This is a genomic window from Micromonospora sp. NPDC048898 (genome assembly GCF_043198035.1).
Lineage (GTDB): Bacteria > Actinomycetota > Actinomycetes > Mycobacteriales > Micromonosporaceae > Micromonospora.
In genome coordinates, this window is the sequence record NZ_JBICUF010000005.1 from 368,530 (window position 1) to 392,740 (window position 24,211).

25 protein-coding genes are annotated in these 24,211 nt (G+C 71.0%); 8 read left to right on the forward strand and 17 right to left on the reverse strand.

Translation table 11 applies throughout. The features are described 5' to 3' along the window. Window positions 1-80: 80 nt before the first annotated feature. The 6 genes from ACGFIQ_RS17385 to ACGFIQ_RS17410 form a co-directional block, all read right to left on the reverse strand. Complete coding sequence (locus ACGFIQ_RS17385) at window positions 81-737, reverse strand: histone deacetylase (RefSeq protein WP_393244611.1); 657 nt, start codon at window positions 735-737, stop codon at window positions 81-83. Window positions 738-748: 11 nt separating this feature from the next. Beyond that, complete coding sequence (locus tag ACGFIQ_RS17390; RefSeq protein ID WP_393244613.1) at window positions 749-1,528, reverse strand: phosphodiesterase; 780 nt, start codon at window positions 1,526-1,528, stop codon at window positions 749-751. 88 nt (window positions 1,529-1,616) lie between these two features. Then, complete coding sequence (locus tag ACGFIQ_RS17395) at window positions 1,617-2,117, reverse strand: hypothetical protein (protein ID WP_393244615.1); 501 nt, start codon at window positions 2,115-2,117, stop codon at window positions 1,617-1,619. Next, window positions 2,114-2,704, reverse strand: a complete 591-nt coding sequence (locus ACGFIQ_RS17400) for a CDP-alcohol phosphatidyltransferase family protein (protein ID WP_393244617.1) — start codon at window positions 2,702-2,704, stop codon at window positions 2,114-2,116. The genes ACGFIQ_RS17395 and ACGFIQ_RS17400 overlap by 4 nt, the downstream gene beginning before the upstream one ends. Beyond that, window positions 2,701-2,928: a hypothetical protein gene (locus tag ACGFIQ_RS17405; protein ID WP_357554554.1), complete on the reverse strand. Its 228-nt coding sequence runs from the start codon at window positions 2,926-2,928 to the stop codon at window positions 2,701-2,703. Before ACGFIQ_RS17405 ends, ACGFIQ_RS17400 begins: the two co-directional genes overlap by 4 nt. Then, a complete protein-coding gene (locus tag ACGFIQ_RS17410) occupies window positions 2,929-3,270 on the reverse strand; it encodes an ArsR/SmtB family transcription factor (RefSeq protein WP_393244620.1) in 342 nt (113 codons plus the stop codon). A 250-nt stretch (window positions 3,271-3,520) separates the two neighbouring features. On the opposite strand from ACGFIQ_RS17410, the gene ACGFIQ_RS17415 reads away from it, so the two are divergent. Further along, window positions 3,521-4,885 carry a diguanylate cyclase gene (locus ACGFIQ_RS17415; protein WP_393244731.1) on the forward strand — a complete coding sequence of 455 codons (1,365 nt, stop codon included), beginning with the start codon at window positions 3,521-3,523 and terminating at the stop codon, window positions 4,883-4,885. A gap of 204 nt (window positions 4,886-5,089) precedes the next feature. Here the strand turns inward: ACGFIQ_RS17415 and ACGFIQ_RS17420 are convergent, their stop codons facing one another. Together ACGFIQ_RS17420 and ACGFIQ_RS17425 are read right to left on the reverse strand one after the other, a co-directional pair. Next, window positions 5,090-6,151: an aspartate-semialdehyde dehydrogenase gene (locus tag ACGFIQ_RS17420; protein ID WP_393244622.1), complete on the reverse strand. Its 1,062-nt coding sequence runs from the start codon at window positions 6,149-6,151 to the stop codon at window positions 5,090-5,092. 5 nt (window positions 6,152-6,156) lie between these two features. Further along, the gene (locus tag ACGFIQ_RS17425) at window positions 6,157-7,422 is read right to left on the reverse strand and encodes an aspartate kinase (RefSeq protein WP_357075403.1); all 1,266 of its coding nucleotides are present in this window, start codon (window positions 7,420-7,422) and stop codon (window positions 6,157-6,159) included. A 258-nt stretch (window positions 7,423-7,680) separates the two neighbouring features. On the opposite strand from ACGFIQ_RS17425, the gene ACGFIQ_RS17430 reads away from it, so the two are divergent. Both ACGFIQ_RS17430 and ACGFIQ_RS17435 read left to right on the forward strand, forming a co-directional pair. Then, the gene (locus ACGFIQ_RS17430) at window positions 7,681-8,469 is read left to right on the forward strand and encodes a hypothetical protein (protein ID WP_393244624.1); all 789 of its coding nucleotides are present in this window, start codon (window positions 7,681-7,683) and stop codon (window positions 8,467-8,469) included. A gap of 83 nt (window positions 8,470-8,552) precedes the next feature. Then, on the forward strand, window positions 8,553-9,083 hold the full coding sequence (locus ACGFIQ_RS17435) for a nitroreductase family protein (protein WP_393244626.1): 531 nt from the start codon (window positions 8,553-8,555) through the stop codon (window positions 9,081-9,083). 12 nt (window positions 9,084-9,095) lie between these two features. Here the strand turns inward: ACGFIQ_RS17435 and ACGFIQ_RS17440 are convergent, their stop codons facing one another. After that, window positions 9,096-10,079: an ArsR family transcriptional regulator gene (locus ACGFIQ_RS17440; protein WP_393244628.1), complete on the reverse strand. Its 984-nt coding sequence runs from the start codon at window positions 10,077-10,079 to the stop codon at window positions 9,096-9,098. Window positions 10,080-10,155: 76 nt separating this feature from the next. Here ACGFIQ_RS17440 and ACGFIQ_RS17445 point away from each other — a divergent pair, with 76 nt between their 5' ends. Next, a complete protein-coding gene (locus ACGFIQ_RS17445; RefSeq protein WP_393244630.1) occupies window positions 10,156-11,427 on the forward strand; it encodes an MFS transporter in 1,272 nt (423 codons plus the stop codon). A gap of 237 nt (window positions 11,428-11,664) precedes the next feature. Next, complete coding sequence (gene leuA / locus ACGFIQ_RS17450; protein WP_393244632.1) at window positions 11,665-13,416, forward strand: 2-isopropylmalate synthase; 1,752 nt, start codon at window positions 11,665-11,667, stop codon at window positions 13,414-13,416. Between the two features lie 30 nt (window positions 13,417-13,446). Here leuA and ACGFIQ_RS17455 read toward each other — a convergent pair whose 3' ends face one another. After that, on the reverse strand, window positions 13,447-14,940 hold the full coding sequence (locus ACGFIQ_RS17455; protein WP_393244634.1) for an MFS transporter: 1,494 nt from the start codon (window positions 14,938-14,940) through the stop codon (window positions 13,447-13,449). A 107-nt stretch (window positions 14,941-15,047) separates the two neighbouring features. On the opposite strand from ACGFIQ_RS17455, the gene ACGFIQ_RS17460 reads away from it, so the two are divergent. Both ACGFIQ_RS17460 and ACGFIQ_RS17465 read left to right on the forward strand, forming a co-directional pair. Beyond that, complete coding sequence (locus ACGFIQ_RS17460) at window positions 15,048-15,704, forward strand: HNH endonuclease family protein (RefSeq protein ID WP_393244636.1); 657 nt, start codon at window positions 15,048-15,050, stop codon at window positions 15,702-15,704. Between the two features lie 35 nt (window positions 15,705-15,739). Beyond that, window positions 15,740-16,069: a hypothetical protein gene (locus ACGFIQ_RS17465; protein ID WP_393244733.1), complete on the forward strand. Its 330-nt coding sequence runs from the start codon at window positions 15,740-15,742 to the stop codon at window positions 16,067-16,069. 60 nt (window positions 16,070-16,129) lie between these two features. On the opposite strand, the gene ACGFIQ_RS17470 is transcribed toward ACGFIQ_RS17465, so the two are convergent. The 7 genes from ACGFIQ_RS17470 to ACGFIQ_RS17500 all read right to left on the reverse strand — a co-directional run bounded on the left by ACGFIQ_RS17470 (window position 16,130) and on the right by ACGFIQ_RS17500 (window position 23,284). Beyond that, window positions 16,130-17,230 carry an ABC transporter ATP-binding protein gene (locus ACGFIQ_RS17470; protein ID WP_393244638.1) on the reverse strand — a complete coding sequence of 367 codons (1,101 nt, stop codon included), beginning with the start codon at window positions 17,228-17,230 and terminating at the stop codon, window positions 16,130-16,132. After that, a complete protein-coding gene (locus tag ACGFIQ_RS17475; protein ID WP_393244640.1) occupies window positions 17,227-18,213 on the reverse strand; it encodes an ABC transporter ATP-binding protein in 987 nt (328 codons plus the stop codon). The genes ACGFIQ_RS17470 and ACGFIQ_RS17475 overlap by 4 nt, the downstream gene beginning before the upstream one ends. A gap of 112 nt (window positions 18,214-18,325) precedes the next feature. Further along, complete coding sequence (locus tag ACGFIQ_RS17480; RefSeq protein WP_393244735.1) at window positions 18,326-19,285, reverse strand: ABC transporter permease; 960 nt, start codon at window positions 19,283-19,285, stop codon at window positions 18,326-18,328. A gap of 65 nt (window positions 19,286-19,350) precedes the next feature. Next, window positions 19,351-20,358, reverse strand: coding sequence for an ABC transporter permease (locus tag ACGFIQ_RS17485; RefSeq protein WP_393244642.1), 1,008 nt, complete (start codon window positions 20,356-20,358; stop codon window positions 19,351-19,353). A 97-nt stretch (window positions 20,359-20,455) separates the two neighbouring features. Continuing rightward, window positions 20,456-22,129, reverse strand: a complete 1,674-nt coding sequence (locus tag ACGFIQ_RS17490) for an ABC transporter substrate-binding protein (protein ID WP_393244643.1) — start codon at window positions 22,127-22,129, stop codon at window positions 20,456-20,458. 244 nt (window positions 22,130-22,373) lie between these two features. Continuing rightward, window positions 22,374-22,967, reverse strand: a complete 594-nt coding sequence (recR, locus tag ACGFIQ_RS17495) for a recombination mediator RecR (RefSeq protein WP_393244644.1) — start codon at window positions 22,965-22,967, stop codon at window positions 22,374-22,376. A gap of 8 nt (window positions 22,968-22,975) precedes the next feature. Beyond that, complete coding sequence (locus ACGFIQ_RS17500) at window positions 22,976-23,284, reverse strand: YbaB/EbfC family nucleoid-associated protein (protein WP_007466279.1); 309 nt, start codon at window positions 23,282-23,284, stop codon at window positions 22,976-22,978. Window positions 23,285-23,485: 201 nt separating this feature from the next. On the opposite strand from ACGFIQ_RS17500, the gene ACGFIQ_RS17505 reads away from it, so the two are divergent. Further along, window positions 23,486-24,190, forward strand: coding sequence for a DUF998 domain-containing protein (locus ACGFIQ_RS17505; RefSeq protein WP_393244646.1), 705 nt, complete (start codon window positions 23,486-23,488; stop codon window positions 24,188-24,190). Window positions 24,191-24,211: the final 21 nt, after the last annotated feature.

A 24,211-nucleotide genomic window follows, 5' to 3' on the forward strand; every position in this document is an offset into this window, starting at 1 on the left:
CCGGCGGGCCAGCCGGCACAGCGGACCAACCGACCCAGCGGGTCAGCCGGCGGCCAGCGGGTCAGCCGGCGGCCAGCGGGTCAGCCGGCGGCCAGCGCCTCGGTGACCAGGGCGGCGACGGCGTCGGGCGGCCAGGCGTCGGCCACGCCGGGCCGGGCGGCCAGATAGCTGGTGATCCGCTCGGCCGGCCAGTCGTGTGCCTCACGCAGACCGCGGGCGATCATCCCGAGGTAGATGGGCGCGGGTGGCCGGCACCGCACGGCCGACGCCCCCTCGGGCGCGGTGAAGGTGAGCAGGGGAACGCAGCCGTGGCTGCCGGGGCAGACCAACGTCTCGTACCGCCCGGGGCCGAGTGTCGCCCGCCCGTTGGCGACGGCCGCCTCGATCGCGGCGTCGGTCGCGGGGACCAGGGCGGGGGCCAGGTCGGCGGCACCCGCCGGACGGTACATCTCCTGGGCGGCGATGTCGGCGAACTGCTCCCTGGTGACCAGGTAGGCGCGGGCCGCGGCCTGGCCTGGCAGGTGCGGATCGTAGAAGGCCATGCCTCCGGTCCAGGCACGGGACTCGCCGGCGAAGTAGATCCCGCCGGGCAGCGACACCGGGACCGACCGGCTCGGGGGGCGCCGGTCGCGGCAGCCCGGGTACGTCCGCCTCCCGCCCGGCGGGCAGCCGCCACCGATGTACCACGCCAGGCGGGCGGCCTGCATGTTCGAGCCGTACGCGACGTACCAGAGCACGACGGGCACCCTCAGGACGTGCAGGTCTGACCGGCCGAGTGGCTCACCTGCACGGTGTGTGTCACGCAGCCGCCCGCCTCGACCAGGTGCAGCAGGAAGGCGGTTGGCTCCTCGACCCAACCGATCTGGTCGTCGGGGTTCATGGTGAGCGTGGCCTGTCTCCACGTGCTGGGTGCCACGGTGAGCACCGTGCCCGCGTACCCCGTGGTCACCGGGCGGTGCAGGTGGCCGGCGGCTACCCGGACGACGTGCGGGTGTCGCCCGATCACCTCGGCGAGCGCGTCACCGTCGGCGAGCCGGATGGTGTCGGCCACGGGTATGCCGACCGCGATGGGCGGGTGGTGCAGGCAGAGTACGGCGGGCACCTCGGGTCGCCCGGCCAGCACCCCGTCGAGCCAGCCGAGTTGTTCCTCGCCGAGTTGGCCGCCGTCGCTGCCGGCGACGAGCGAGTCGAGCACCACGACAGTCGCCGCCTCGTGGTCGACGTGGTAGTAGGCGGAGAAGCCGCCGCCGAGCCACGGTGTGCCCCCGAAGGCGTCGAGCAGTGCCTCGCGGTCGTCGTGGTTGCCGGGGGCCAGGTACACCGGCAGTGGGAACCGGCCGATCAGCTCGCGCAGCGCCTCGTACTCGTCCGGCCGGCCGTGATCGACCAGGTCACCGGTGATCACCACGCAGTCGGGGCGGGGCCGCACCGCCAGCACCCGACCGAGTGCACGGTGTAGCCCGGCGGCCGGCGCGGCGGCGAGCAGACCGGTGGTCAGGTGCGGATCACTGAGCTGAGCGATGAGCATGGGCGGCTCGCCTCCTCGGTGTCGAGGGCTTCACGCTATCGTCGGGCGCGCAGTCGCGGGGTGTGACCAGATCGGGCCCGGCACCGTTTCAGTAGCCGGCGAGCTGCGGGGCCAGCGCGACCGTGACGAAGCGGATCGCCCGGCCCAGCAGGCACGTCAGGGCGAAGGCGGCCGGGCGCATGGGTGTGCGTCCCAGGTAGACGCTGGCGGCCAGCAGCGGTGGAAAGCCGGTGACGGCGCTGACCAGGAGCATGCCGTTGGACTGGCGGGGGCGTTCCAGCACCTCGACGAGTCGCGCTCCGGCTGCCTTCGGACGCGCCAGCACCGTGCCCAGTCGGCCCGGATGCCGCGGCGCGGTGGCCGGGCGTCTGCTGAGCCGCTGTCGCAGCCACGTCGAACGGATCGCGCCACGCGCACCGAGGAAGATCAGGACCTTGCCGACGGTCTGACCGGCAGCGGCGGCCACGCCGAGCGCCACGGGTGGCGTGCTCGTCGTCGTCACGGCCGCGATCAGGTACGGCTCGGCCGGGGTGAACGGCAGGAAGGCCGACAGCAGCCCGACGGCCGCAGCCACCAGGACGGCGATCATGGCCGGGTGTGCGGGAGGCCCGCCGGCAGCCGGGCGGCGCAGATCAACGAGACGACCTTCACCGCGGCGACCCCGACGGCGAAGGTGACGGCCACGGCCATCGGCGCGAAGATCGCCAGCAACACCACCGCGGCGGTGTTCAGCGCCTTCGCCGGGGGAGACCAGTTCCACAGGTAGATGCGGTGGTCGACGCTGGCGAAGTAGTTCGGGCTGAGCAGTGGCCACCGCAGGAACATCAGGCTCAGCAACTGGTCGATGACCATGAACTGGACCAGGAACACCGCGATCGGCAGGGCTGTGGCGGGCCGCAGCACGATCAACGCGGCGGCACAGGCCGACGTGCAGGCACGGTCCGCGACGATGTCGAAGACCGCCCCGGTACGCGTCTCCTGGCCCAGCGCCCGCGCGGCGACACCGTCGAGGATGTCGCCGATCCAGTAGACCAGGTAGGCGGCGATCAGCAGGTGCGCGCTGCGTTGGCTCAGCGCCGCCACGGCGAGCCCGACGGCACCGGCCGTGCGTACGGCGGTGATGGCGTTGGGGACGTTGAGCAGCGTGACCGGCGGGCTGAGGCTGAGGGTGGTCATTCGGCGTCCTTGAGGATGCGTTGCATGTCCGCGGTGCGCCGGTTGAGGTCGGCCAACTGCGCGCTCACGTCGGCGAGCAGGCGCTGTGTCTCGGCGGCCTGCTCGGCGTACTGCCGCTGGAGCTCGCCCGCCAGCGCGGTTCGCGTGCGGACGCCCGCGTACCAGACACCCGAGATGATCAGGGCGGCGACGACGACGAGGAAGACCGAGGCGGTGACGTCCATCTAACTGTTTCCATTCGGTACGGCATCGCCGTCTCCGGCGGTGCTCAGGGTCGTGGCGGCGGCCGCCACCACGTCGGGCGTGAGGTGCAACGAGAACGGCGTCGTCTCGTAGTACTTGAGTGCCTTGCCGTCTTCGGACAACTCCAGATGCGCGGTGACCAGCCCGGCCTTCTCCAGCTTTTTCAGGTGCACCTGCAGCAGTGCGCGGCTGATGCCCAGGTCACGGGCGAGCTGTGAGACGTAGACACGGCCGCCGGTCAGCGCGGCGAGCACCCGCAGTCGGTGTGGGCTGGCCAGCGCGGCGAGGACCTCGACCAGCCGATCACCGCTCAGCTCACCCATAGCTCACCTTGGCTCATGCCAACTATTATTGGCATGCGCAAGCGCGATCGTCAACTGTAACGCCCGATGACACCGCCCACAGGCTGTGTCCACAGCCTGTGGATAGCACGTGTGTACGAAGACGGCCGTTCCCGCCACCGTGAGTACGCTTGATCGCGCGGCTCGGCGCCGGCCGGGCCCCTCCCCTACCTGGAACGACGTGCGAGTGGATCATCAGCGAGTCATCCGTGACGTCACCGTCCACCTCCCGATGGCGTCGAGCGTGGCGGAAGCCTGTCGGTGGACGGTCACCGCGCTGTCCCGCCACACCCCCGCGACCATCTCCGTGCTACTCGCGGTCCACGACCGCCTGCGGTGCGTCGCGGCGACCGGGGCGTGGCAGGTCTTCGCGACCGTGCCGGCACGAAGCGGCATCGTCGGGCGGGTGTACGCCACCGGCAGCCCCGCCGTCGTTGAGGACGTGACAGTCGACCCGGACTACCTTCCGGTACGCCCGGACGTGACCACCGAACTGTGCGTACCGGTGCTGGACCCGACGGGCCGGGCGATCGGCGTGCTCGACCTGCAGTGGAGTGAGCCAGCCGACCTGGAGCTGTGGCGCGGGACGACGCAGCGGCTGGCCGACCGGCTCGGCGCGCGGATCGCCGCCCTCGGCGGCCCACCCGAGGAGAGCCGCAGCGAGAAGCTGCTCCGGCACACCGCCGCACTCGCCACCGCGCTCACCGAGGCAGAGCTGATGGGCGCGGCGGCAAGCGCCGCCCGGGAGGTCTCCACCCTCTCCACCGCGGTGCTCCTGCTCGCCGGCCAGCTCAGCCCATCCCCGGTGACGTCGAACGACCTGGAGACCCGGATCCGCGCCGAGCTGACCGAGGCCGGCCCGGCCGCCCTGGACCGGATGGTCGACCGGGCACACCGGTACGGCGCCGGATACACGCTGGGCGAGGCGGGGCACCCCCCGACCGAGGACTACCGGCCGCTGACCCGGGCGGGGGTGCAGACGCTTGTCGCCGTACCGGTCGGGCCTCCGGAGGCCGGCGGGGTGCTGTTGGTCGCCGACGAACGCGCCCTGCGCCCGGACCCGACCACGGTCAGCCTGATGGAACTGCTCGCCGGGCAGGCCTGGACCAACCTCGACCGGCTCCGCACGCTGGCCCGACTACGGGAGCAGGCCAGCTCCGACCCGCTGACCGGGTTGCGGCACACCGGCCCGTTCGGGCAGCGGATCGCGGCGGCGACCCCGGGGCGTACGGCGCTGTTGGCGATCGACGTGGACGGCTTCAAGATCGTCAACGACACGTACGGCCACCAGGCCGGCGACCGGGTGCTTGTCGGGTTGGCCCGCGCTCTGGAGGAGGCGCTCCGGCACGGCGACGAGCTGTACCGGATCGGCGGTGACGAGTTCGTCGCGGTGATCGAGGTGAGCCGCCCCGAGGAGGCGGTGCGGATCGCCGAACGGCTGACCGAGGCGGCCCGACGCATCGGCCGCACGATCAGCGTGGGCGTCGCACTGCCCCACCCCGGCGAAACCCCCGACCGCACCCTGAAGAGAGCCGACCAGGCCCTGTACGCGGTAAAACGCCAGGGCCGAGACGGAGTCCTCCTCTCCGCCGCCTAACCCACCCCACAACCCCCGCCCCCGCCCCCGCCCCCGTCGGCGTCGCCGTCGGTGTCGATCAAGGAGTTGTGGTGCCCCGCAAAGGGCCTAGAGCTGGATAATTCACCCACCACAACTCCATGATCGACCGCGATGGCGGGGCGCGGGGCGCACGCGAGCACGGCCGGGGCGGGGCACGGTGGGGCGGGGCGGGGCACGGTGGGGTTAGGGGGTTCTTAGCTCTTTGGCTAGGAGTTCGGCTATTTGGGCTGTGTTGAGGGCTGCGCCCTTGCGGAGGTTGTCGCCGGTGACGAAGAAGTCGAGGGCGCGGGGGTCGTCCAGGGCTCGGCGGATCCGGCCGACCCAGGACGGGTCGGTGCCGACCGCGTCGATCGGCATCGGGAACTCCCCGGCGGCGGGATCGTCGACCAGGATCACCCCTGGCGCGTTGCGCAGTGCCTCGCGGGCGCCCTCGGCGTCCACCTCGGTGCCGAAGACGGCGTGCACGGCCACCGAGTGGCCGGTGACCACCGGCACCCGGACGCAGGTGGCGGACACCTTGAGGTCGGGCAGACCGAGGATCTTCCGCGACTCGTTGCGGATCTTCATCTCCTCCGACGACCAGCCGTCGTCGGCCGCCGAGCCGGCCCAGGGCACCACGTTGAGCGCCAGTGGAGCCGGGAACGGGCCGAGGTCGTCGCCGACCGCCTGGCGGACGTCGCCGGTGCGCGAGCCGAGCGCGCGGTCCCCGGCGACCTTGGTGAGCTGGTCGTGCAGGATGTCCACGCCGGCCTGGCCGGCACCGGAGACCGCCTGGTAGGAGGCGAGCACCAGCTCCCGCAGGCCGTACTCGCGGTGCAGGGGCGCCACCGCGACGATCATCGCGAGGGTGGTGCAGTTGGCGTTCGCGATGATGCCCCGGGGCCGCTCGCGGACCTGCTCGGGGTTGATCTCCGGAACGACGAGCGGGACGTCCCGGTCCATCCGGAACGCGCCGGAGTTGTCGACGGCGATCGCGCCGCGGGCGACGGCGATCGGCGCCCACTCGGCGGAGACCTCGTCGGGCACGTCGAACATCGCCACGTCGACCCCGTCGAACGCCTCCGGGGTCAGCGCCTGGACGACGACGTCCTCACCTCGGCAGCGCACCCGCTTGCCGACCGAGCGTTCGGAGGCGAGGAGCCGGATCTCACCCCAGACGTTGCGGCGCCCGGAGAGCAGCTCACACATCACGGTGCCGACGGCACCTGTCGCTCCGACCACGGCGAGGGTGGGCAGCGCCGTCATCGGCGCTACCTACCTGTCCCCGCGTAGACCACGGCTTCGGTATCGCCGCCCAGCTCGAACGCGTCGTGGATGGCGCGGACGGCGGCGTCGAGGTCGGTGTCGCGGCAGACCACGGAGACCCGGATCTCGGAGGTCGAGATCATCTCGATGTTGACCCCGGCCGCGCCGAGCGCGGCGAAGAAGCCGGCGGCCACACCGGGGTGCGAGCGCATGCCGGCGCCGATCAGGGAGACCTTGCCGACGTGGTCGTCGTAGAGCAGGCCCTTGAACTTGACCGGCTCCTGGATCTTGCTGAGCGCGGCCATCGCGGTCGGACCGTCGGCCTTGGGCAGGGTGAACGAGATGTCCGTCCGGCCGGTGCCCTCGGTGGAGACGTTCTGCACGATCATGTCGATGTTGATCTCGGCACCGGCGACGGTGTCGAAGATCCGCGCGGCGGCACCCGGCTCGTCGGGCACCCCGACGATCGTGATCTTGGCCTCGCTGCGGTCGTGTGCGACCCCGGTGATCAGTGCCTGCTCCACGGAAGGGTCCTCCATCGATCCGGTGACCATCGTGCCGGTGTTGGTCGAGTATGACGAACGAACGTGGATCGGCAACCCCGCCCGCCGGGCATACTCCACGCTACGCAGGTGCAGCACCTTCGCGCCGCACGCGGCCAGCTCCAGCGTCTCCTCGTAGGTGATCTGCCGGATGTGTCGGGCGTTGGGCACGATCCGTGGGTCGGCGGTGAAGATGCCGTCCACGTCGGTGTAGATCTCGCACACGTCGGCGTGCAGGGCTGCGGCGAGCGCCACGGCGGTGGTGTCCGAGCCGCCCCGGCCCAGCGTGGTGACGTCCTTGGTGTCCTGCGAGACACCCTGGAAGCCGGCCACGATGACCACCGACCCCTCGTCGAGCGCGCCCTTGAGCCGCCCGGGGGTGACGTCGATGATCCGGGCGCGGCCGTGCACCGAGGTGGTGATCACGCCGGCCTGCGAGCCGGTGAACGAGCGGGCTTCGTACCCCAGGTTGTGGATGGCCATGGCGAGCAACGCCATGGAGATCCGCTCCCCGGCGGTGAGCAGCATGTCCAGCTCGCGGCCCGGCGGCAGCGGGCTGACCTGGTTGGCCAGGTCCAGCAGCTCGTCGGTGGTGTCCCCCATCGCGGAGACCACCACCACCACGTCGTCGCCGGCCTTGCGGGCGTCGACGATGCGCTCGGCCACCCGCTTGATCCGCTCGGCGTTGGCGACGGAGGACCCGCCGTACTTCTGCACCACGAGTGCCACGACTGTGCACTCCCTCCCAGCGACCCTGAGCGTGCCGACGCCGCCGGAACCGGGGCCGGCGGCGCGTGTCAGACCCCTTGAGGGTAACCGGCGGGTAACGACCCCGGGTCAGGTGATCCCACCATCCGGCCCGTGCGAGGCCGGCCGGGCCGGTCCCACCAGCTCCGGCGGTACGCCGAAACGGCCACGTCCGACACGCCGACACGAACCGGTACGCGCAGGTCGCACCCGACGGCCCGCACCCACCAGAATGGGCCGGTGCCCGTCCTCACCCGCTCGGCCGGCCGCGTGCTCGGGCCGCTCGTGTTCGCCCTGCCCGCTCTGCTGCTCGCCTGCACCGACGCGCAGCCGCCGACCCCGCCGCCCGCCGATCCGGGGCCGGTCGCGGTGGACGCCGCGCGCGACGAGCTGGCCACGCTTGCCGCAGCCGCCCAGGATCGCCACCTGGTGGCGCAGTACGTGTACGCCGAGACGGGCAAGCCGGACCGCACCATCGCGTTCACCAGCGCGAACGACGGCAGTTGGCGGGTCGACGTGCCGGGCGGCGCGTTGGGTGGCACCGCCGACATCTCGATGGCCGCCACGAGCGACGGGCTGTTCCAGTGCGCCCTGCCCTCGGCCGGCCGACCGGAGCCGGCGAGCTGCGTACGCCTCGGTGAGCGCGACGACGCGATCCCGCGCCGGGCGGACCCCCGGGTCCAGCACCTGCTCACCGACTGGCTGGACGTGCTCACCGACCGCCGCTCACCACTGGCTGTGGCGTCCGCCAACCCACCCGAGGGCCTCACCGGCACCTGCTACTCGGTGGACTCCACCTCGGCGTCGCTCAACGCCCCGCTGGACGTGGGCATCTACTGCTACGACCGGGACGGCACACCGACCGGTGTACGGACCGAGGCCGGGACGCTGAGACTTGCCGCACCGCCGGGTGCGGCACCGGCCACCGTGCAGTTGGCGGGGCCGGTGGTCGTCGACCGGGATCCGCTCGACATCGCGGCGCCCCCGAGCCCCGACCCGTCGGGCAGTCCCAGCGCGGGAACGCCCTGATCTTCATCCCGTTACGGGTGGTCTTGCCCACATTTGACCAACGCGAGCAAGGGGGCGAATCGCCCATCGGGAACACTTCACCCATGGCCGATCTCACTCCGCTGCTCGCCTTCCGCTGGAGCCCCCGCGCCTTCGACCCGAACGCCGAGTTGACCCCGGACGAGGCAGCCTCGCTGCTGGAGGCCGCGCGCTGGGCGCCGTCGACGGACAACGAACAGCCCTGGCGGTTCGCCCTCGGCCACCGGGACGACGACACCTGGAAGCGGATCCTGATCAATCTTCCGGCCGACGACCAGGGGTGGGCCCGACACGCCGCGACCCTGGTGGTCGGCGCGCACACCGGCGGCGACGCCGAACGGGCCGCGTACGACCTCGGTCAGGCGATGGCCCACCTGACCCTCCAGGCCACCGCGCTCGGCCTGCACGTGCGACAACTGACCCGCTTCGACCAGACCGGCCTCGGCACCGAACTCGACCTGCCCGGGGGCGTGCGCCCGCTGGTGGTCGCCGCCGTCGGCCGCCTCGGCGACCCGTTCGCCCTGCCGGCCGATCTGCGCGCCAGGGAGACCGGCCTGCGACACCGCCGCCCGGTCGCCGATCTGCTGCTGCGCTGACCGACAGCCGACTCACCCGCCGCTGGCCCGCAGCAGGACCCGCGCGGCGTCGGTGTTGCGGTAGAGGACGTGTCGGCCCTGTCGAGACCGGGTGACCAGGCCCGCGGCGTGCAGGGCGGCCAGGTGCTGGGAGACGTTTCCGGCGGACATCGCGGCGAGGCGGGCGAGGTCGGTGGTGGTCGTCGCCGTGTCGAGCAGGTGCAGCAGCGCGGCCCGGCCGGGGCCGATCACCCGGGCCAGCGGGTCGCCGGGCGGCGGCCCGGCCGCCTCCCAGAGCGTCCCGACCGCCCGAACCGGATAGACGCCGGCCGGCAGCGAGTCTTCCAGCAGGTTCCACAGGACCCGCCGGTCGGTGAACACGCCCGGATTCAGCGCCAACCCGCGACCACGGAGATCGAAGTCCCGTTCGAACGGGTCGTCGCTGACCACCCGGTCACCGAGCCAGCGCAGGCTCGGGTGGAGCTGCTCGAACAGCCGGCCGGCACCGCCCTCGGCGAGTTGCGCGGCCCGGTACGCCACGTCCGCGTCGAGCAGCGCGCGCATCCGGGGCCAGTCCGGGACGATCGCCTCGTCGTGCCAGACCCGCACCGCGTCGACGAGTTGCGGCAGCAACCCGACGGGGTCGGTGAGCAGCGCCCGCCCGAACGGACCCAGCGGCCGACGCGGAGTGGTCGCCAGCAGGTCCTGGACCACCACTGCCGGCGGCGTCGCGGCGATCTGGTCGAGCTGCTCGGCCATCTGCGCGTTCGGCCGGGCCGCCGGGGTGAGGAAGTCGGGCAACCACCGACGAGGCAGGGTCAGCTCCACGAGCGGTCGGACCCGGGTGGCCACCTCGGGTCGACGCAGCGTCGCCCGGGCCCGGTCGATCCAGGGCAGGTGCACCGCGTAGCGGACCGGGTCGGCGAGCGCCCACATGCTCATGACCGTCTCGTTGGCCGGCGACACGGCGAGCCGCACTCCTGCCACGTCGGCCAGGCAGAACCGCAACTCGGACACGCGCACCCCCGGAGCAGGATTCGGTTCAGCCTAAAAGAATCGACCGACCTCGTGGGGGCCCGGTTCACTCACCGCCATGGGGACCAGAGACACCATCCGCGCCGCCGTCCGAAACGTCGTACCGCCGGCCGGGCTGACCCGTGCCCTGGCCGTACAGGCGATGATCAGCGCCGTCGGTAGTGGCCTGTTCCACGCCGGCAGCGCCGTCTTCTTCACCCGGGCGCTCGGGCTCAGCGCCGCGCAGGTCGGGCTGGGGCTGTCCATCGCGGCGGGGGTGTCGCTGCTGGGGACCGTGCCGCTGGGCGGTCTCACCGACCGGTACGGACCGCAGCGCGTCTGGGTGGTCGGGATGGTGCTGGACGCGGCGCTGTTCGCGAGCTACCCGCTCGTGGGCGGCTTCGCCAGCTTCCTCGCCGTGGTGGTGGCGTTGGCCGCCGTGGACGCCGCGACCGGCGTGGCCCGGCAGGTCTACTCGATCAACGCGTTGCCCCCGGCCGAACGGGTGACGGCGATGGCGTACCAGCGTTCGTCACTGAACGTCGGATTCGGGCTGGGCGCGGTGATCAGTGGCCTGGTGCTGGCGGTGGACACGATCGAGGCGTACCGGGGAATGGTCTGGTTCATCTCGGCGGTCTTCCTGGTGACGGCGCTCTTCGTGCGGCGACTGCCCCGGCTGCCGCAGGTGACCCGGCCGACGGAGCCGATGAGTCGGCTCGCCGTGCTGCGCGACCGCCCGTTCCTGGCGGTGACCCTGCTGTCCGGGCTGCTCACCGCGCACCAGACGCTCTACCTGACGGTGCTGCCGCTGTGGATCCTCAGCCACACCGACGCCCCGAAGACGGTGATCGCCGGACTGGTGCTGCTCAACACGGTCCTGATCGTGCTGCTCCAGGTACGCGTCAGCCGGGGCGCCGACACCGCGCCGGGCGCGGCCCGGGCCTCCCGCCGGGGCGCCCTGCTGATCGCCCTGTTCTGTCTGGTCCTGCCGATCTCCGGAGTCACCCGGGGCCCGCTCACCGTGGTGGTGCTGGTGGCCGCCGCGACGTTGCTGATCCTGGCCGAGTTGATCGAGTCGGCGGGCTCCTGGGGGCTCACCGCCACCCTGCCGCCGGCCGCCCAGCGCGGCGCTTACGTGGGGGCGTTCCGGCTCGGCAAGCAGCTGCAGTACCTGGTCGCTCCGGCCGCGTTGACCGCGCTCGGAGTGAGCACCGGCGGGTGGGGTTGGTTACCGACAGCAGCGATCTTCGTGCTGATCGGAGTGGCTGTCGTACCCGTGGTGACCTGGGCCGAACGGACGCCGCGGCTGGGTGCCGAGGCCCCGGAGCCGACCAGGACACCAGTCCCATAGTCCGGACCAGCCTTTCCACCCTCCGTTCCATCACGTAGGGTGATTTGGTCATGTGGCGGGCGCTTCTCCTCCTTAGCCGCCGCGACGAGGCCTGACCGGCCGGCACCTCGTCGCGGAGTCGCATCGCGCCGTCCAGCACATCCGATTTTCTTCTCGGCGCCGCCGCGCATCGTCGCCCGGCAGCGCGCCGACACCTTCCGATCTGCTGACGCCACATGTTCCAGGGAGCACTCCGAGATGGCTCAACCTGTCACCGACGCCGAGACCGATCCGATCGCCCGGCAACGCCCGAGCCGGATGCCGTACCACCGCTACCAGCCCTACGGGGAGCAGTTCCGGGTGGAGCTGCCGGACCGCACCTGGCCCACCCGCACCGTCGACGCCGCTCCCCGCTGGTGCGCGGTGGATCTGCGCGACGGCAACCAGGCCCTGATCGACCCGATGTCGCCCGAGCGCAAGCGCCGGATGTTCCAGCTGCTCGTCCAGATGGGCTACAAGGAGATCGAGGTCGGCTTCCCGTCGGCCAGCCAGACCGACTTCGACTTCGTCCGGCAGCTCATCGAGCAGGACATGATCCCGGACGACGTGACCATCCAGGTGCTCACGCAGTGCCGGGAGCACCTGATCGAGCGGACGTTCGAGTCGCTGCGCGGCGCGAAGCGGGCCATCGTGCACTTCTACAACTCGACGTCCACCCTGCAGCGGCGGGTGGTCTTCGGGCTGGACCGCGACGGCATCGCCGACATCGCCACGAGCGGGGCGCGACTCTGCCAGAAGTACGCGGAGATCCACACCCCGGACACGGAGATCTTCTACGAGTACTCGCCGGAGTCGTACACGGGCACCGAGCTGGAGTACGCGCTGGAGGTCTGCTCCCGGGTGATCGACGTGATCGACCCGACCCCCGACCGGCCGCTGATCATCAACCTGCCGGCCACCGTCGAGATGGCCACACCGAACGTGTACGCCGACTCGATCGAGTGGATGCACCGGCACCTGCCGCGCCGGGACAGCGTGGTGCTGAGCCTGCACCCGCACAACGACCGGGGCACCGGGGTGGCCGCCGCCGAGCTGGGCCTGCTCGCCGGTGCGGACCGCATCGAGGGCTGCCTGTTCGGCAACGGCGAGCGCACCGGCAACGTCGACCTGGTGACGCTGGGCCTCAACCTGTTCTCCCAGGGCATCGACCCGATGATCGACTTCTCGAACATCGACGAGATCCGGCGAGCTGTCGAATACTGCAACCAACTGCCGGTGCACGAGCGCCACCCGTACGCGGGCGACCTGGTCTACACCGCCTTCTCCGGCTCCCACCAGGACGCCATCAAGAAGGGGTTCGACGCCCTCGCCGCCGACGCCGAGGCCGCCGGTGTGCCGATGGACGAGCACCCGTGGGCCGTGCCGTACCTGCCGATCGACCCGAAGGACCTGGGCCGCACCTACGAGGCGGTCATCCGGGTCAACTCGCAGTCCGGCAAGGGCGGCATCGCGTACATCATGAAGAGCGAGCACCAACTGGACCTGCCGCGCCGGCTCCAGATCGAGTTCTCCGGGGTGGTGCAGCACGTCACCGACCACGACGGCGGCGAGGTCGACCCGGGCGCCATGTGGGAGATCTTCGCGACGCACTACCTGCTCGACCACCAGCCCGACCCGGCGGTCCGGCTGAGCGGCTACACGATCGGCACCACCGACGGCAAGGTCGAGATCGACGCCCAGGTCGTCGTGGGCACCGAGCAGCACTCGCTCGCCGCGGTCGGCAACGGCCCGATCGACGCGTACGTGAACGCGCTGCAGTCGGTCGGGGTGGGCGTGCGGGTGCTCGACTACCACGAGCACGCGCTGTCCTCCGGTGGGGACGCGCAGGCCGCCGCGTACGTGGAGTGCGAGGTCGACGGTCGGACGGTCTGGGGCGTCGGCACCGACGCCAACATCGTCACCGCCTCGATCAAGGCGGTCACCAGCGCCGTCAACCGCGCCCGCGGCTGATCACCCGCGCCGCGTCCCCGAGGTGGTCTCCTACCTCGGGGGCGTGGCCGCGGGCAGCGAGTGGCAGGGCTGCGACGGTGGGGCCGCGCGGGGCGGCCGGTGCACCAACACGAGGGCCAGCACCGCCCCGGCCAGCAACAAGCCCACACACCAGACCATGGCACCCCGGAACGCCTCGGTCAGCTCGGCCTTCTGCGCGTAGCCGCTGCCGGACAGGCCGACGAGCAGCGGCAGCGCCGCCACCGCGAGCAGACCGCCAGCCCGGGACGCGGCGTTGTTGAAGCCGCTGGCCACCCCGGAGAACCGGTCCTGCACGGCGGCCAGCACCGACGCGGTCAGCGGTGCCACCACCAGGGTCAGCCCGATGCCGAAGAGCAGCACCCCGGGCAGCACGTCGGTCCAGTACGACGCGCCCGGCCCGACGCCGCGCAGCAGCAGCAGACCGACCGCGGCGATCACCGGCCCGACGGTCAGCGGCAGCCGGGGGCCGATCCGCGCGGACAACGCGCCCGCTCGGGCCGACCCGGCCAACAGCAGCAGGGTCATCGGCAGCAACGCGATGCCGGTGCGGAACGCCGACCACTCGACCACGTTCTGCAGGTAGACGGCGAAGAAGAAGGTGAAGCCGCCGAGCGCCGCGTAGACGACCACGGTGAAGATGTTCAGCACCGAGAAGAGCCGGCTGCCGAACAGCCCGGTGGGCAGCATCGCGGCGTCGCCGCGCCGCCGTTCCAGCAGCACGAAGGCCACCGCGGACAGCACCCCGACCAGCGCCGCGATCAGCACCGGGGCCGAGTCGAAGCCCCGCGCCGGGGCGTCGACAAGGGCGTACGTGACACCGGCGAGCGCGAGCGCGCCGAGCAGGGCTCCCCCGATGTCGAACCGTCGGCGGGTCCGACCCGGCCCCGCCGTCCGGGAGGCGCTCTCGTCCCGGCTCTCCGGCACCCACCGGATCGTGGCCAGCACCACCAGCACGGCGATGGGCAGGTTGAGGAAGAAGATCCAGCGCCAGGACAACGCGTCGATCAGCCAACCACCGATGAACGGGCCCAGCGCGGTGGACACCCCGGACAGCCCGGCCCAGGCGCCGATCGCCCGGCCCCGGTCGTCCGGGTGGAAACTGGCCTGGAGCACCGACAGCGAGCCGGGTGTGAGCAGCGCGCCCCCGGCGCCCTGGAGGAACCGGGCCGCGATCAGCCAACCGGTGCCCTGAGCCAACCCGCACAGCACCGAGGCGGCGGTGAACCAGACCACCCCGATGAGGAAGACGCGTCGCCGACCGAAGCGGTCCCCGAGTGCGCCGCCGAGCAACACGAACGCCGCGAGCATCAGCAGGTAGCCGTTGACGGTCCACTGCAGATCTGCCACGTTCGCGCCGAGGTCCTGCCCGAGCTTCGGCAGCGCCACATTGACGACAGTACTGTCGAGGAAGACCATGCCGGAGGCGAGAACGGCGGCGAGCAGCGTCCCCCGGCCGGCGGAGGTGCCCATCCGGAGGGCGGAAGCCGGTGCGGGTGCGGTCATCACACCAATCTGCCTTGCATCATGTGGGAGACGCCACGAAACGCCGAAACCATTCCCGGGTACTGTGCGCAATCGCCGGGAGACCGCAAGCTGGAGAGGTGTCGTCTGTGCGTACCAGATCAGGACCGCGAGTGGCGGCGACCGCGCTCGCCGCGGCGCTGGCGCTCGGCGCGGCCGGTTGCGTCCCACCGGACGAGCCGGACGTCCCGCCGCCGAGCGACGGCGGCAACGCCACGCAGCAGCTCGGCCAGCTCACCGTCGCCACCGCTGGCTCGATGAAGGGCTACAGCCGGGACCACTTCCCGCACTGGCGGGACACGGGCAAGAACTGCGACGTGCGGGACAGCATCCTGCAGCGCGACGGCAAGGACGTGAAGCTCTCCGGCTGCAACGTGGTCGGTGGGCGCTGGGAGAGCGTGTACGACGGCCGCAGCGCCGCCGATCCCGCCGATGTGGACATCGACCACATGGTGCCGCTGGCCAACGCGTGGCGCTCGGGTGCCGACGAGTGGGACGACCAGAAGCGCGGCGACTTCGCCAACGACACGACACGTCCGCAGCTCATCGCGGTTTCCGCGTCCTCCAATCGGGCAAAGGGTGACCAGGACCCGTCCCAGTGGAAGCCGGCGAACCGGGAGTACTGGTGTAAGTACGCCGAGAGCTGGGTGACGGTCAAGCACTACTGGCGGCTCACGGTGACCAGCGCCGAGAAGGCCGCCCTGACCGACATGTTGGAGGGCTGCTCAGTGGGAGGCGATTCGTGACCGCCGCCGAGGCGGGCGGCCCGGCGGCCGCCGGCATGACCGCGGACGGCACCGCCGAGACCCCCGCCGCCGTGCCGGGTGCCGGCATGGTCGCGGATTCCGGTGGCGGGGCCGGCCCGCAGAGCCGCACCAGCGACATCGTGCCCGGCCCCGGCGGCGTGATGACAGATGAGGTCGGCGTCGTCACCGGCGACCTGACGCTGCGCACCGAGTACGCGGACGGCAAGGTCACCCTGCGGGTGCAGTACAAGGACGCGGACGAGTGGTATGTGGTGACCGGCACGGCGGTCGCGCTTGCCGATCCGGCGGGGCTGGACGCGGTGCACGGCGTCGCGGTGGGCCTGCTGCACCGCCCCGAGGGCTGAGCCACCCGAATCACCTACCCGTCCCAGGGGCCGTCCGTTCCCGGACGGCCCCTGGCGGCGTCACGGGGTGGGGATCAGCTCGCCCGGCGGGTCGACCGGGCCGGTGCCCTCGGTCGGGCGGACCAGTTCCACCTCGACCTCGTGCGGCCGGATCCGGCCGGCGGCGATGTCCTCGGCGAAGTGACAGGCCACCCGGTGCCCACCGACCACGTCGCGCAGTTCCGGCCGCTCGTCGGCGCACCGGGTCGGCTGCGCCCACGGGCACCGGGTGTGGAACCGGCAGCCCGACGGCGGGCTGGTCGGCGAGGGCAGGTCACCGGCGAGCAGGATCCGCTCCCGGCGGTCCTCCACGAGCGGGTCGGGCACCGGCACCGCCGACATCAGCGCCCGGGTGTACGGGTGCATCGGCTCGCGGTAGAGGTCGTCGCTGGACGCCTCCTCCACCAGCCCGCCGAGATACATGACGCCCACCGTGTCGGCGATGTGCCGCACCACCGCCAGGTCGTGCGCGATGATCAGGTAGGTCAGGCCACGCTCGTTCTGCAGGTCTTCCAGCAGGTTGAGCACCTGGGCCTGGATCGACACGTCAAGCGCGGAGACCGGCTCGTCGGCGACGATCAGGTCCGGGTTGAGCACCAGTGCGCGGGCGATGCCGATCCGCTGGCGCTGGCCACCGGAGAACTCGTGCGGATACTTGCCGAGGGCCGACGCGGGCAGGCCGACCGCCTCCAGCGTCTCGCGCAGCTTCCGGTTGGTCTCGGCCTTGTCGCCGGCCAGCCCGTGCGCCTTGAGCCCCTCCACCAACAGCGACTCCACCGACTGTCGGGGGTCGAGGCTGGAGAGCGGATCCTGGAAGATCATCTGCATCCGGCGGCGGGCCTTGCGCATCGCCTCGCCCTTGAGCGCGCGGACGTCGGTGCCGTCGAAGACGATCTCGCCCTCGGTCGGTTCGACGAGCCGCAGCAGGCCGCGACCCAACGTCGACTTGCCGCAGCCCGACTCGCCGACCAGGCCGTACGTCTCGCCCTTGCGGATGCTCAGCGACACCCCGTCCACCGCGTAGACGTACCCGATGGTGCGGTCGAAGAGCAGGCCGCTCTTGATCGGGAAGTGGACCTTGATGTCGCGCAGCTCGATCAGGGGTTCGGTCTGTTCGGTCATCGGACCGCCACCTCCTCGGAGACGGGGTTGTTGCAGCGGAGGTCGCCGCCGGTGGCGGTGGGTTCGAGCGGCGGCGGCCCTTCCAGGCACGCGTCCACGACGTTGTCGCAGCGCGGCGCGAACGCGCACCCCTCGGCCCACGGGATGTTGTCGGAAACCGACCCGCGGATCGCGTGCAGCCGCTCACCGCGCGGTGAGTCCAGCCGGGGCACCGAGTTGAGCAGCCCGTGCGTGTACGGGTGCCGGGCGTGCGCGAACAGCTCGTGCCGTCGGTTCCGCTCGACCACCTTGCCGCCGTAGAGGACGTTGACGGTGTCGCAGAGCCCGGCCACCACGCCCAGATCGTGCGTGATCATGACAAGTGCGGTGCCGGTCTCGTCGACCAACTGCTTGAGCAGGGTGAGGATCTGCGCCTGGATGGTCACGTCGAGCGCGGTGGTCGGCTCGTCGGCGATCAGCAGCCGAGGCTTGCAGGCCAACGCGATGGCGATCAGCGCGCGCTGGCGCATGCCGCCGGAAATCTGGTGCGGGTACTCGCTGAGCCGCCGCTGCGGGTCGGGGATTCCGACCGCGTCGAGCAGGTCCCGCGACTCGCGCAGCGCCTGCTTGCGGTCCCGGCCCTGGTGACGTTCCAACACCTCGGCCACCTGGACCCCGATCGGGATGACGGGGTTCAGCGAGGAGAGCGGGTCCTGGAAGATCATGCTGATCTCCCGGCCGCGTCGGTCACGCATGTCGTCGGGTCGCAGCTTCAGCAGGTCGGTGCCGTCGAAGAGCACCTCCCCGGTGACCCGGTTACCGCGCTTGGGCAGCAGGCCCATGATGGCCAGGCTGGTCACGCTCTTGCCGCAGCCGGACTCGCCGACCAGGCCGACCGTCTGCCCCGGCTCCACCGTGAAGCTGACCTTGTCCACGGCGGTGAAGGGCCGCTCGCCGCGCCGCTGGAACACGACGCTCAGGTCACGGACGTCGAGCAGGCTCATCGGGTCACTTCCTCACTGCTGTGGTCCTTCGCTCGCGACTGTGGGGCTCGCAAGCTCACTCCTCGCGCTCGCCCGAGACGGGGTCCGGGCGCGCTGACAGCGCTCACCGTGGTCACCGCCGGTTCTTCGGGTCGATCGCCTCGCGCATCGCCTCACCCAGCAGGGTGAAGCCGAGCGCCACCACGATGATGGCGAGCGCGGGGTAGTACGCCAGTTCCGGACGGACCTCGAAGTAGCGCTGGCCGTCCACACCGAGCATCAGGCCCCACTCGGCCCGGTTGATGTCCGGGTCGCCGAGGCCCAGGAAGGAGAGCGCGGCGGCGTCCAGGATGGCCACCGCGAAGGTCAGGGTGGCCTGCACGATCACGGCGGTCAGCGAGTTGGGCAGCATGTGCCGCAGCACGATGTTGCGCTCCTTGACGCCGAGCGCGCGGGCGGCGAGCACGTGGTCGCTCTCCCGCTGGGCCAGCATGGAGCCGCGCAGCAGCCGGGCGAAGATCGGCACGCTCACGATGGCCACCGCGAAGATGACTGTCCACTGGCTCGACCGGCTGGCCATCGCGACCAGGGTGATCGCGAGCAGCAGGCTGGGCAGGGCCAGCATCACGTCGGTGAGTCGCATCAGGACCACGTCGACCCAGCCGCCGAAGGCACCGGCGATCGCGCCGAGCAGCACCCCGAGGGCGAGACCGATGAGGGTCGCGAGGACGCCCACGAAGAGCGTCTGCCGGGCGCCGTAGATCATGCGGGACAGGAAGTCCCGGCCGAGTGGATCGGAGCCGAACGGGAATCCACTGCTGGCCCCGGGGATGGTGTCCACGGTGAGGCCCTTGGTCAGCTCGTCGAAGCGCTGCACCGGGTCGTGCGGTGCGATCAGCGGGGCGAAGATCGCCACCAGGACGAACAGCCCCACGATCACGGCTCCGACGACGGCGACCGGGTTGCGCCGCAGCCGGCGCAGGGCGTCGCGGACGAGGCTGATCCCGCCCCGGTCGGAGGCACTCGCCTGGGCCAACTCGTCGAGCCGGGCCTTCTTGCGGTCGCCGAGCAGGCCGATGCTGCGCTCGCTCATCCCGGGACGGGGCTTGTCGTTCCCGGGGCGGGGGGCCGGCGTGCCGGCCTGGGTGGTCGGGTCACTCATCGCACACGCACCCTCGGGTCGATGAAGGCGTAGGAGAGGTCGACCAGCAGGTTGACCACCACGAAGACCAGCGCGGCGAGCAGGATGATCGCCTGGAGCACCGGGTAGTCCCGGCCGCCGCTGATGGAGTCGGTGATCAGCGTGCCGATGCCGCCCCAGTTGTAGACCTTCTCGGTGAGCACCGCGCCGGAGAGCAGCGCACCGGTCTGCAGGCCGATGGTCGTGACCACGGGCAGCAGCGCGTTGCGCAGGATGTGCCGTCCACGGATGGTGCGGTGGCGCAGGCCCTTCGCCTCGGCGGTCCGTACGTAGTCCTCGTTCAGGACGTCGAGCACGCTGGCCCGGGTGATCCGCACGATCACCGCCAACGGGATGGTGGCGAGCGTGATCGCCGGCAGGATCAGGTGCCACAGGGCGTCCGCGCTCGCGTCGAACTCCCGGGTGAGCAGGCCGTCGAGCACGAAGAAACCTGTGACGTTCGTGTTGTCCAGACCCGTGGTGAGCCGCCCGGACGGCGGGAACCAGTGGATGTTCTGGGTGAAGACGTCCTTGAGCAGATAGCCCAGGAAGAAGATCGGGATGGAGATGCCGAGCAGGGTGCCGGCGATGGTGAGGTTGTCCGGCCAGCGTCCGCGCCAGCGGGCGGCCAGGTAGCCGAGTGGCACACCGAGGCCGATGGCGATGATCATCGCGGCGAGGGCCAACTCGATGGTGGCCGGGAAGGCGCGGCTGATGATCTCGGTGACCGGGTCACCGGTCCGGATCGAGTTGCCGAAGTCGCCGGTGAGCACCCGCTGCATGAACTTGCCGTACTGCACCAGGATCGGCTGGTCGTAGCCGAGCGCCCTGGTCAGCAGCTCGCGGCTCTCGGGCGTGGCCCGCTCGCCGAGCAGCGCCTCGACCGGCCCTCCGGGCAGATTCCGCAACCAGACGAAGATCAGCGCCGACAGCGCTATGAGGGTCACCACCAGCTGCAACAGGCGGCGGACTATGACTCGCAACATCTCTCACACACCAGACTCTCAAAGATCGCGGATCGGCCCGGGCCGGGAGGAACCCCGGACCCGGGCCGATCACGCCTACGGCCTCAGCCGAGGGACGTCACTTGCTGATGCTGACCGTGTTGAATCGCTCGTCGGTCAACGGGCTGGCCACGAGGCCCTTGACGTCCTTGGTGACGACGATGGCCGGCGGGGCGTGCCAGAGCGGAACGGCCGGCAGCCACTTGGTGGCGATGTCCCGGTTGACCTGCTCCCAGGCCGCCTTCTTGCCCGCCTCGTCGACGGTGCCGTCAGCCTTGGTGATGGCGTCGAACATCTCGGTCATCGACTGGTCCCCGAACTCGGCCTTGCCCCGGCCGAAGAACGTGCCGACGAAGTTGCCCGGGTCGTTGTAGTCACCCGTCCAGCCGAGGATGTGCAGGTCGTGCTTGCCGAACTGCTGCACGTCGTCCTTGAAGCCACCGTTCCACGGGCGAGGCACACCGTTGACCTTGATGCCGACGGCCTGCAGGTCGTTGGCGAGGACGGTGAAGATCTCCTGCGGGTTCGGCATGTACGGCCGGGTGACGTCCGGCGGGTAGTAGAAGTTGAGCGTCAGACCCTCGGCGCCAGCGTCCTTGAGGAGCTGCTTGGCCTTCTCCGGGTTGTAGTCGTACTTCTGCACGTCCGGGGCGTAGCCGAGCACGGTGTCCGGCAGGAACTCGTCGGCGACCTTCGCGCCACCCGGGCCCTTGGTCTGCACCAGCTGCTGGCGGTTGAGGGCGTAGGCGATCGCCTGCCGCACCCGCAGGTCCTTCAGCTTCGGGTTCTTCTGGTTGAGGCCGAGGTAGAGGATGTTGAACGCCGGGCGGTTGACGACCTGGAAGCCCTCACCCTCGAGCGCCTTGCGGTCGGCCGGGGCCGGGAAGTCGATGCCCTGCACGGTGCCGGCACGAAGCTCCTGCTTGCGGGTGCTCTCGTCCTTGATGATCTTGATGATCATCTTGTCCACCTTGGCCTTGTCGCCAAAGTAGTCCGGGTTGCGGTTCAGGGTGATCTCGTTCTTGGCCTTGTCCCAGCCACCGAAGGTGAACGGGCCGGTGCCGACCGGGTTGGTGGTGGCGAAGGCGCTGTACTCGAACGAGTCGCCGTTCTGCTTCACCGTGTTGGCGTCGTACTTCTTCAACGCCTCCGGGCTCGCGATCGACAGCGAGGTCAGCGCGAAGGCCCCCGGGAAGGCACCCTTGTACTGGTTCAGCGTGACGACCGCGGTGCCATCGCCCTGCGCCTCACACTTGTTGTAGACCGGCTTGCCGGCGGACTCGCTCTCGTTCTTGGCGAAGCCCCCGAAGACGTCCATGTAGTAGATCATCTGGGACTGGGCGGCAGCGCCCTTCATGTTGTACCAGCGGTCGAAGTTGAAGCAGACCGCGGCGGCGTTGAACGGCGTACCGTCGTGGAACTTCACGCCCTGGCGGAGCTTGAACGTCCAGACCTTGCCCGCCGGGTCGTGCTCCCAACTCTCCGCCAGACCGCCCTGCAGCTCCGCGGTGCCCGGCTTGTGGCTCACCAGGGTGTCGAACATCTGCCGGACCGGCCGGAACGACTCACCGTCATCGTTGAAGATCGGATCGAAGTTCTTCGGGTCACCGGCACCCGCGAAGATGAAGGTGCCGCCAGTCTTGGCCTCGCCACTGTCGCCGTCGCGCTCGCTCTTCGCGCAGCCGGCCGCGCCGACCGCCAGAGCGGCAACGGCCGCGATGGCCACGGCCGTTTTAAGCCTTCTCGCCTGCATCTCTCACCTCTGTCATGCGCATGACCACGCCGAGCTGTGGCTCGGTCCGTGTGCGGGAGGCTATGACATGTCACACGCGAAGCGGAACGGGCGTTAGGCAATCGCTACCAAGCCGACACCTTGGGCCGGGGTCTGACAGTCGACGGCACGGCGGACACAGGTGGCGACACATCGATCCGTGCCGGGCCGGACACCGAAACGGGGGCGGCACCGTCGGTGACGGCACCACCCCCACGGGTACGACTCAGACGGCCCGGCGACCCTCGAAGGCCCGGCCCAGGGTGATCTCGTCGGCGTACTCCAGATCGCCGCCGACCGGCAGCCCGCTGGCCAGCCGGGTCACCGCGATGCCCATCGGCTTCACCATCAGCGCCAGGTAGGTGGCGGTCGCCTCACCCTCGGTGTTCGGGTCCGTGGCCAGGATCAACTCCCGGACCCCGCCGCCGCCGAGCCGGATCAGCAACTCCCGGATGCGCAGGTTGTCCGGACCGATCCCCTCCAGCGGATTGATCGCGCCGCCCAGCACGTGGTAGCGACCGCGGAACTCACCCGTCCGCTCGATGGCGACCACGTCCTTGGGCTCCTCCACCACGCACAGCACCTCGTCGGTGCGCCGTGTGTCGCGGCAGATCCGGCACTGCTCGGACTCGGCCACATTGTAGCAGGTCGTGCAGAACCGCACCAGCTCCTTGACCTTGCGCAGCGCGCCGGCCAGCCGGTTGACGTCGGCCGGATCCGCCGACAGGACGTGGAACGCGATCCGCTGAGCGCTCTTCGGGCCCACGCCCGGCAGCCGGCCCAGCTCGTCGATCAGGTCCTGGATGGCACCTTCGTACATCTGCCGGCTCAGAAACCGGGCAGGCCGAGGCCGCCCATGCCACCGGCGACCGGGCCCATCTTGCGCTCGGTCAGCTCCCGTGCGGCCTCGGCGGCGTTGTGCACGGCCGCGACGACCAGGTCCTCCAGCGTCTCCACGTCGTCCGGGTCGACGGCCTTCGGGTCGATCTTGATGGCCTTCAGCTCACCGGAGCCGGAGACGGTCGCGGTGACCAGCCCACCGCCGGCGGTGCCGGTCAGCTCGGCCTCGGCCAACTCGGCCTGGGCGGCGGCGATCTGCTGCTGCATCTTCTGCGCCTGCTTCAGCATCTGCTGCATGTTCGGCTGTCCACCTGGGCGCACGGATGGCTCCTTCTCGCACTCGTCTGCTCGGCCGCCGCCCAGCCTATCCGCTGGGACCGACCACACCCCGCCCGGTGCGCGCCCCACGCCGAGCCCTCCGGGTACGGCTGTCACTACCCCGAACCGGCCGGCTGCGCGTAGTGCGCCGAGACCCGCCGCCCTGGTGTGCTCGACGGCATGAACCTCAACCGCACCGGCCGGGTCGGCGCGCTGTGCTGGGCCGGAGCCGCACCGATCTTCCTCGTCGCCAGCCTGGTCACCGGCCTGCGCTGGCGCGAGCCGACCTACAGCTGGGCCATCCACAACATCAGCGATCTCGGCAACGCCCACTGCGGCATCTGGGACACCACCAGACCCCGCTACGTCTGCTCACCCTGGCACCCGCTGATGAACGCCGCGATGCTGGTCACCGCCGTCCTGCTCGCCGCCGGGCTCCTGCTGACCTGGCGGGTTCTCGGTCGCGGCGGCGTCGTGCGCTGCGCGCAGGCGCTCCTGTTGCTGGCCACCGTCGGGTACGCCCTGGCGGCCCGCTATCCGGCCGACGTCAACGAGAACCTGCACGTCCTCGGCGCATTCCTGATCATGGGACTGGGCAACGTCGGCCTCCTCGTCGCCGGCTTCGCACCACGCACCACCACGCTCGGCCGGTGGCGAGGTCTCACCGTCACCGCCGGGGTCGTCGCGCTGATCGGAACTCTGCTGTTCTTCAGCCAGCAGGCCGTCGGAATCGGCGTAGGCGGCACGGAACGCGTCGCCGTACTCCCCTTCCCCCTCTGGGCCTGCGCCGTAGGCGTCCTACAAGCCGAAATCCCCGCCCAGCCCCCGTCCGCCCCCGCTCCGGTCCCCGCCGCCGTCGATCAAGGAGTTGTGGTGCCTGAATAGGTCAGCAGCGGGTGGTTTGTC

Excerpts from the sequence above, each read along its gene's own strand:
- ACGFIQ_RS17390 (WP_393244613.1), bottom strand. The coding sequence starts at position 1,528 with ATGCTCATCGCTCAGCTCAGTGATCCGCACCTGACCACCGGTCTGCTC.
- ACGFIQ_RS17395 (WP_393244615.1), bottom strand. The coding sequence starts at position 2,117 with ATGATCGCCGTCCTGGTGGCTGCGGCCGTCGGGCTGCTGTCGGCCTTC.
- ACGFIQ_RS17400 (WP_393244617.1), bottom strand. The coding sequence starts at position 2,704 with ATGACCACCCTCAGCCTCAGCCCGCCGGTCACGCTGCTCAACGTCCCC.
- ACGFIQ_RS17405 (WP_357554554.1), bottom strand. The coding sequence starts at position 2,928 with ATGGACGTCACCGCCTCGGTCTTCCTCGTCGTCGTCGCCGCCCTGATC.
- ACGFIQ_RS17410 (WP_393244620.1), bottom strand. The coding sequence starts at position 3,270 with ATGGGTGAGCTGAGCGGTGATCGGCTGGTCGAGGTCCTCGCCGCGCTG.
- ACGFIQ_RS17415 (WP_393244731.1), top strand. The coding sequence starts at position 3,521 with ATGGCGTCGAGCGTGGCGGAAGCCTGTCGGTGGACGGTCACCGCGCTG.
- ACGFIQ_RS17420 (WP_393244622.1), bottom strand. The coding sequence starts at position 6,151 with ATGACGGCGCTGCCCACCCTCGCCGTGGTCGGAGCGACAGGTGCCGTC.
- ACGFIQ_RS17435 (WP_393244626.1), top strand. The coding sequence starts at position 8,553 with ATGGCCGATCTCACTCCGCTGCTCGCCTTCCGCTGGAGCCCCCGCGCC.
- ACGFIQ_RS17445 (WP_393244630.1), top strand. The coding sequence starts at position 10,156 with ATGGGGACCAGAGACACCATCCGCGCCGCCGTCCGAAACGTCGTACCG.
- leuA (WP_393244632.1), top strand. The coding sequence starts at position 11,665 with ATGGCTCAACCTGTCACCGACGCCGAGACCGATCCGATCGCCCGGCAA.
- ACGFIQ_RS17455 (WP_393244634.1), bottom strand. The coding sequence starts at position 14,940 with ATGACCGCACCCGCACCGGCTTCCGCCCTCCGGATGGGCACCTCCGCC.
- ACGFIQ_RS17465 (WP_393244733.1), top strand. The coding sequence starts at position 15,740 with ATGACCGCGGACGGCACCGCCGAGACCCCCGCCGCCGTGCCGGGTGCC.
- ACGFIQ_RS17470 (WP_393244638.1), bottom strand. The coding sequence starts at position 17,230 with ATGACCGAACAGACCGAACCCCTGATCGAGCTGCGCGACATCAAGGTC.
- ACGFIQ_RS17475 (WP_393244640.1), bottom strand. The coding sequence starts at position 18,213 with ATGAGCCTGCTCGACGTCCGTGACCTGAGCGTCGTGTTCCAGCGGCGC.
- ACGFIQ_RS17480 (WP_393244735.1), bottom strand. The coding sequence starts at position 19,285 with ATGAGCGAGCGCAGCATCGGCCTGCTCGGCGACCGCAAGAAGGCCCGG.
- ACGFIQ_RS17485 (WP_393244642.1), bottom strand. The coding sequence starts at position 20,358 with ATGTTGCGAGTCATAGTCCGCCGCCTGTTGCAGCTGGTGGTGACCCTC.
- ACGFIQ_RS17490 (WP_393244643.1), bottom strand. The coding sequence starts at position 22,129 with ATGCAGGCGAGAAGGCTTAAAACGGCCGTGGCCATCGCGGCCGTTGCC.
- recR (WP_393244644.1), bottom strand. The coding sequence starts at position 22,967 with ATGTACGAAGGTGCCATCCAGGACCTGATCGACGAGCTGGGCCGGCTG.
- ACGFIQ_RS17500 (WP_007466279.1), bottom strand. The coding sequence starts at position 23,284 with ATGCAGCAGATGCTGAAGCAGGCGCAGAAGATGCAGCAGCAGATCGCC.
- ACGFIQ_RS17505 (WP_393244646.1), top strand. The coding sequence starts at position 23,486 with ATGAACCTCAACCGCACCGGCCGGGTCGGCGCGCTGTGCTGGGCCGGA.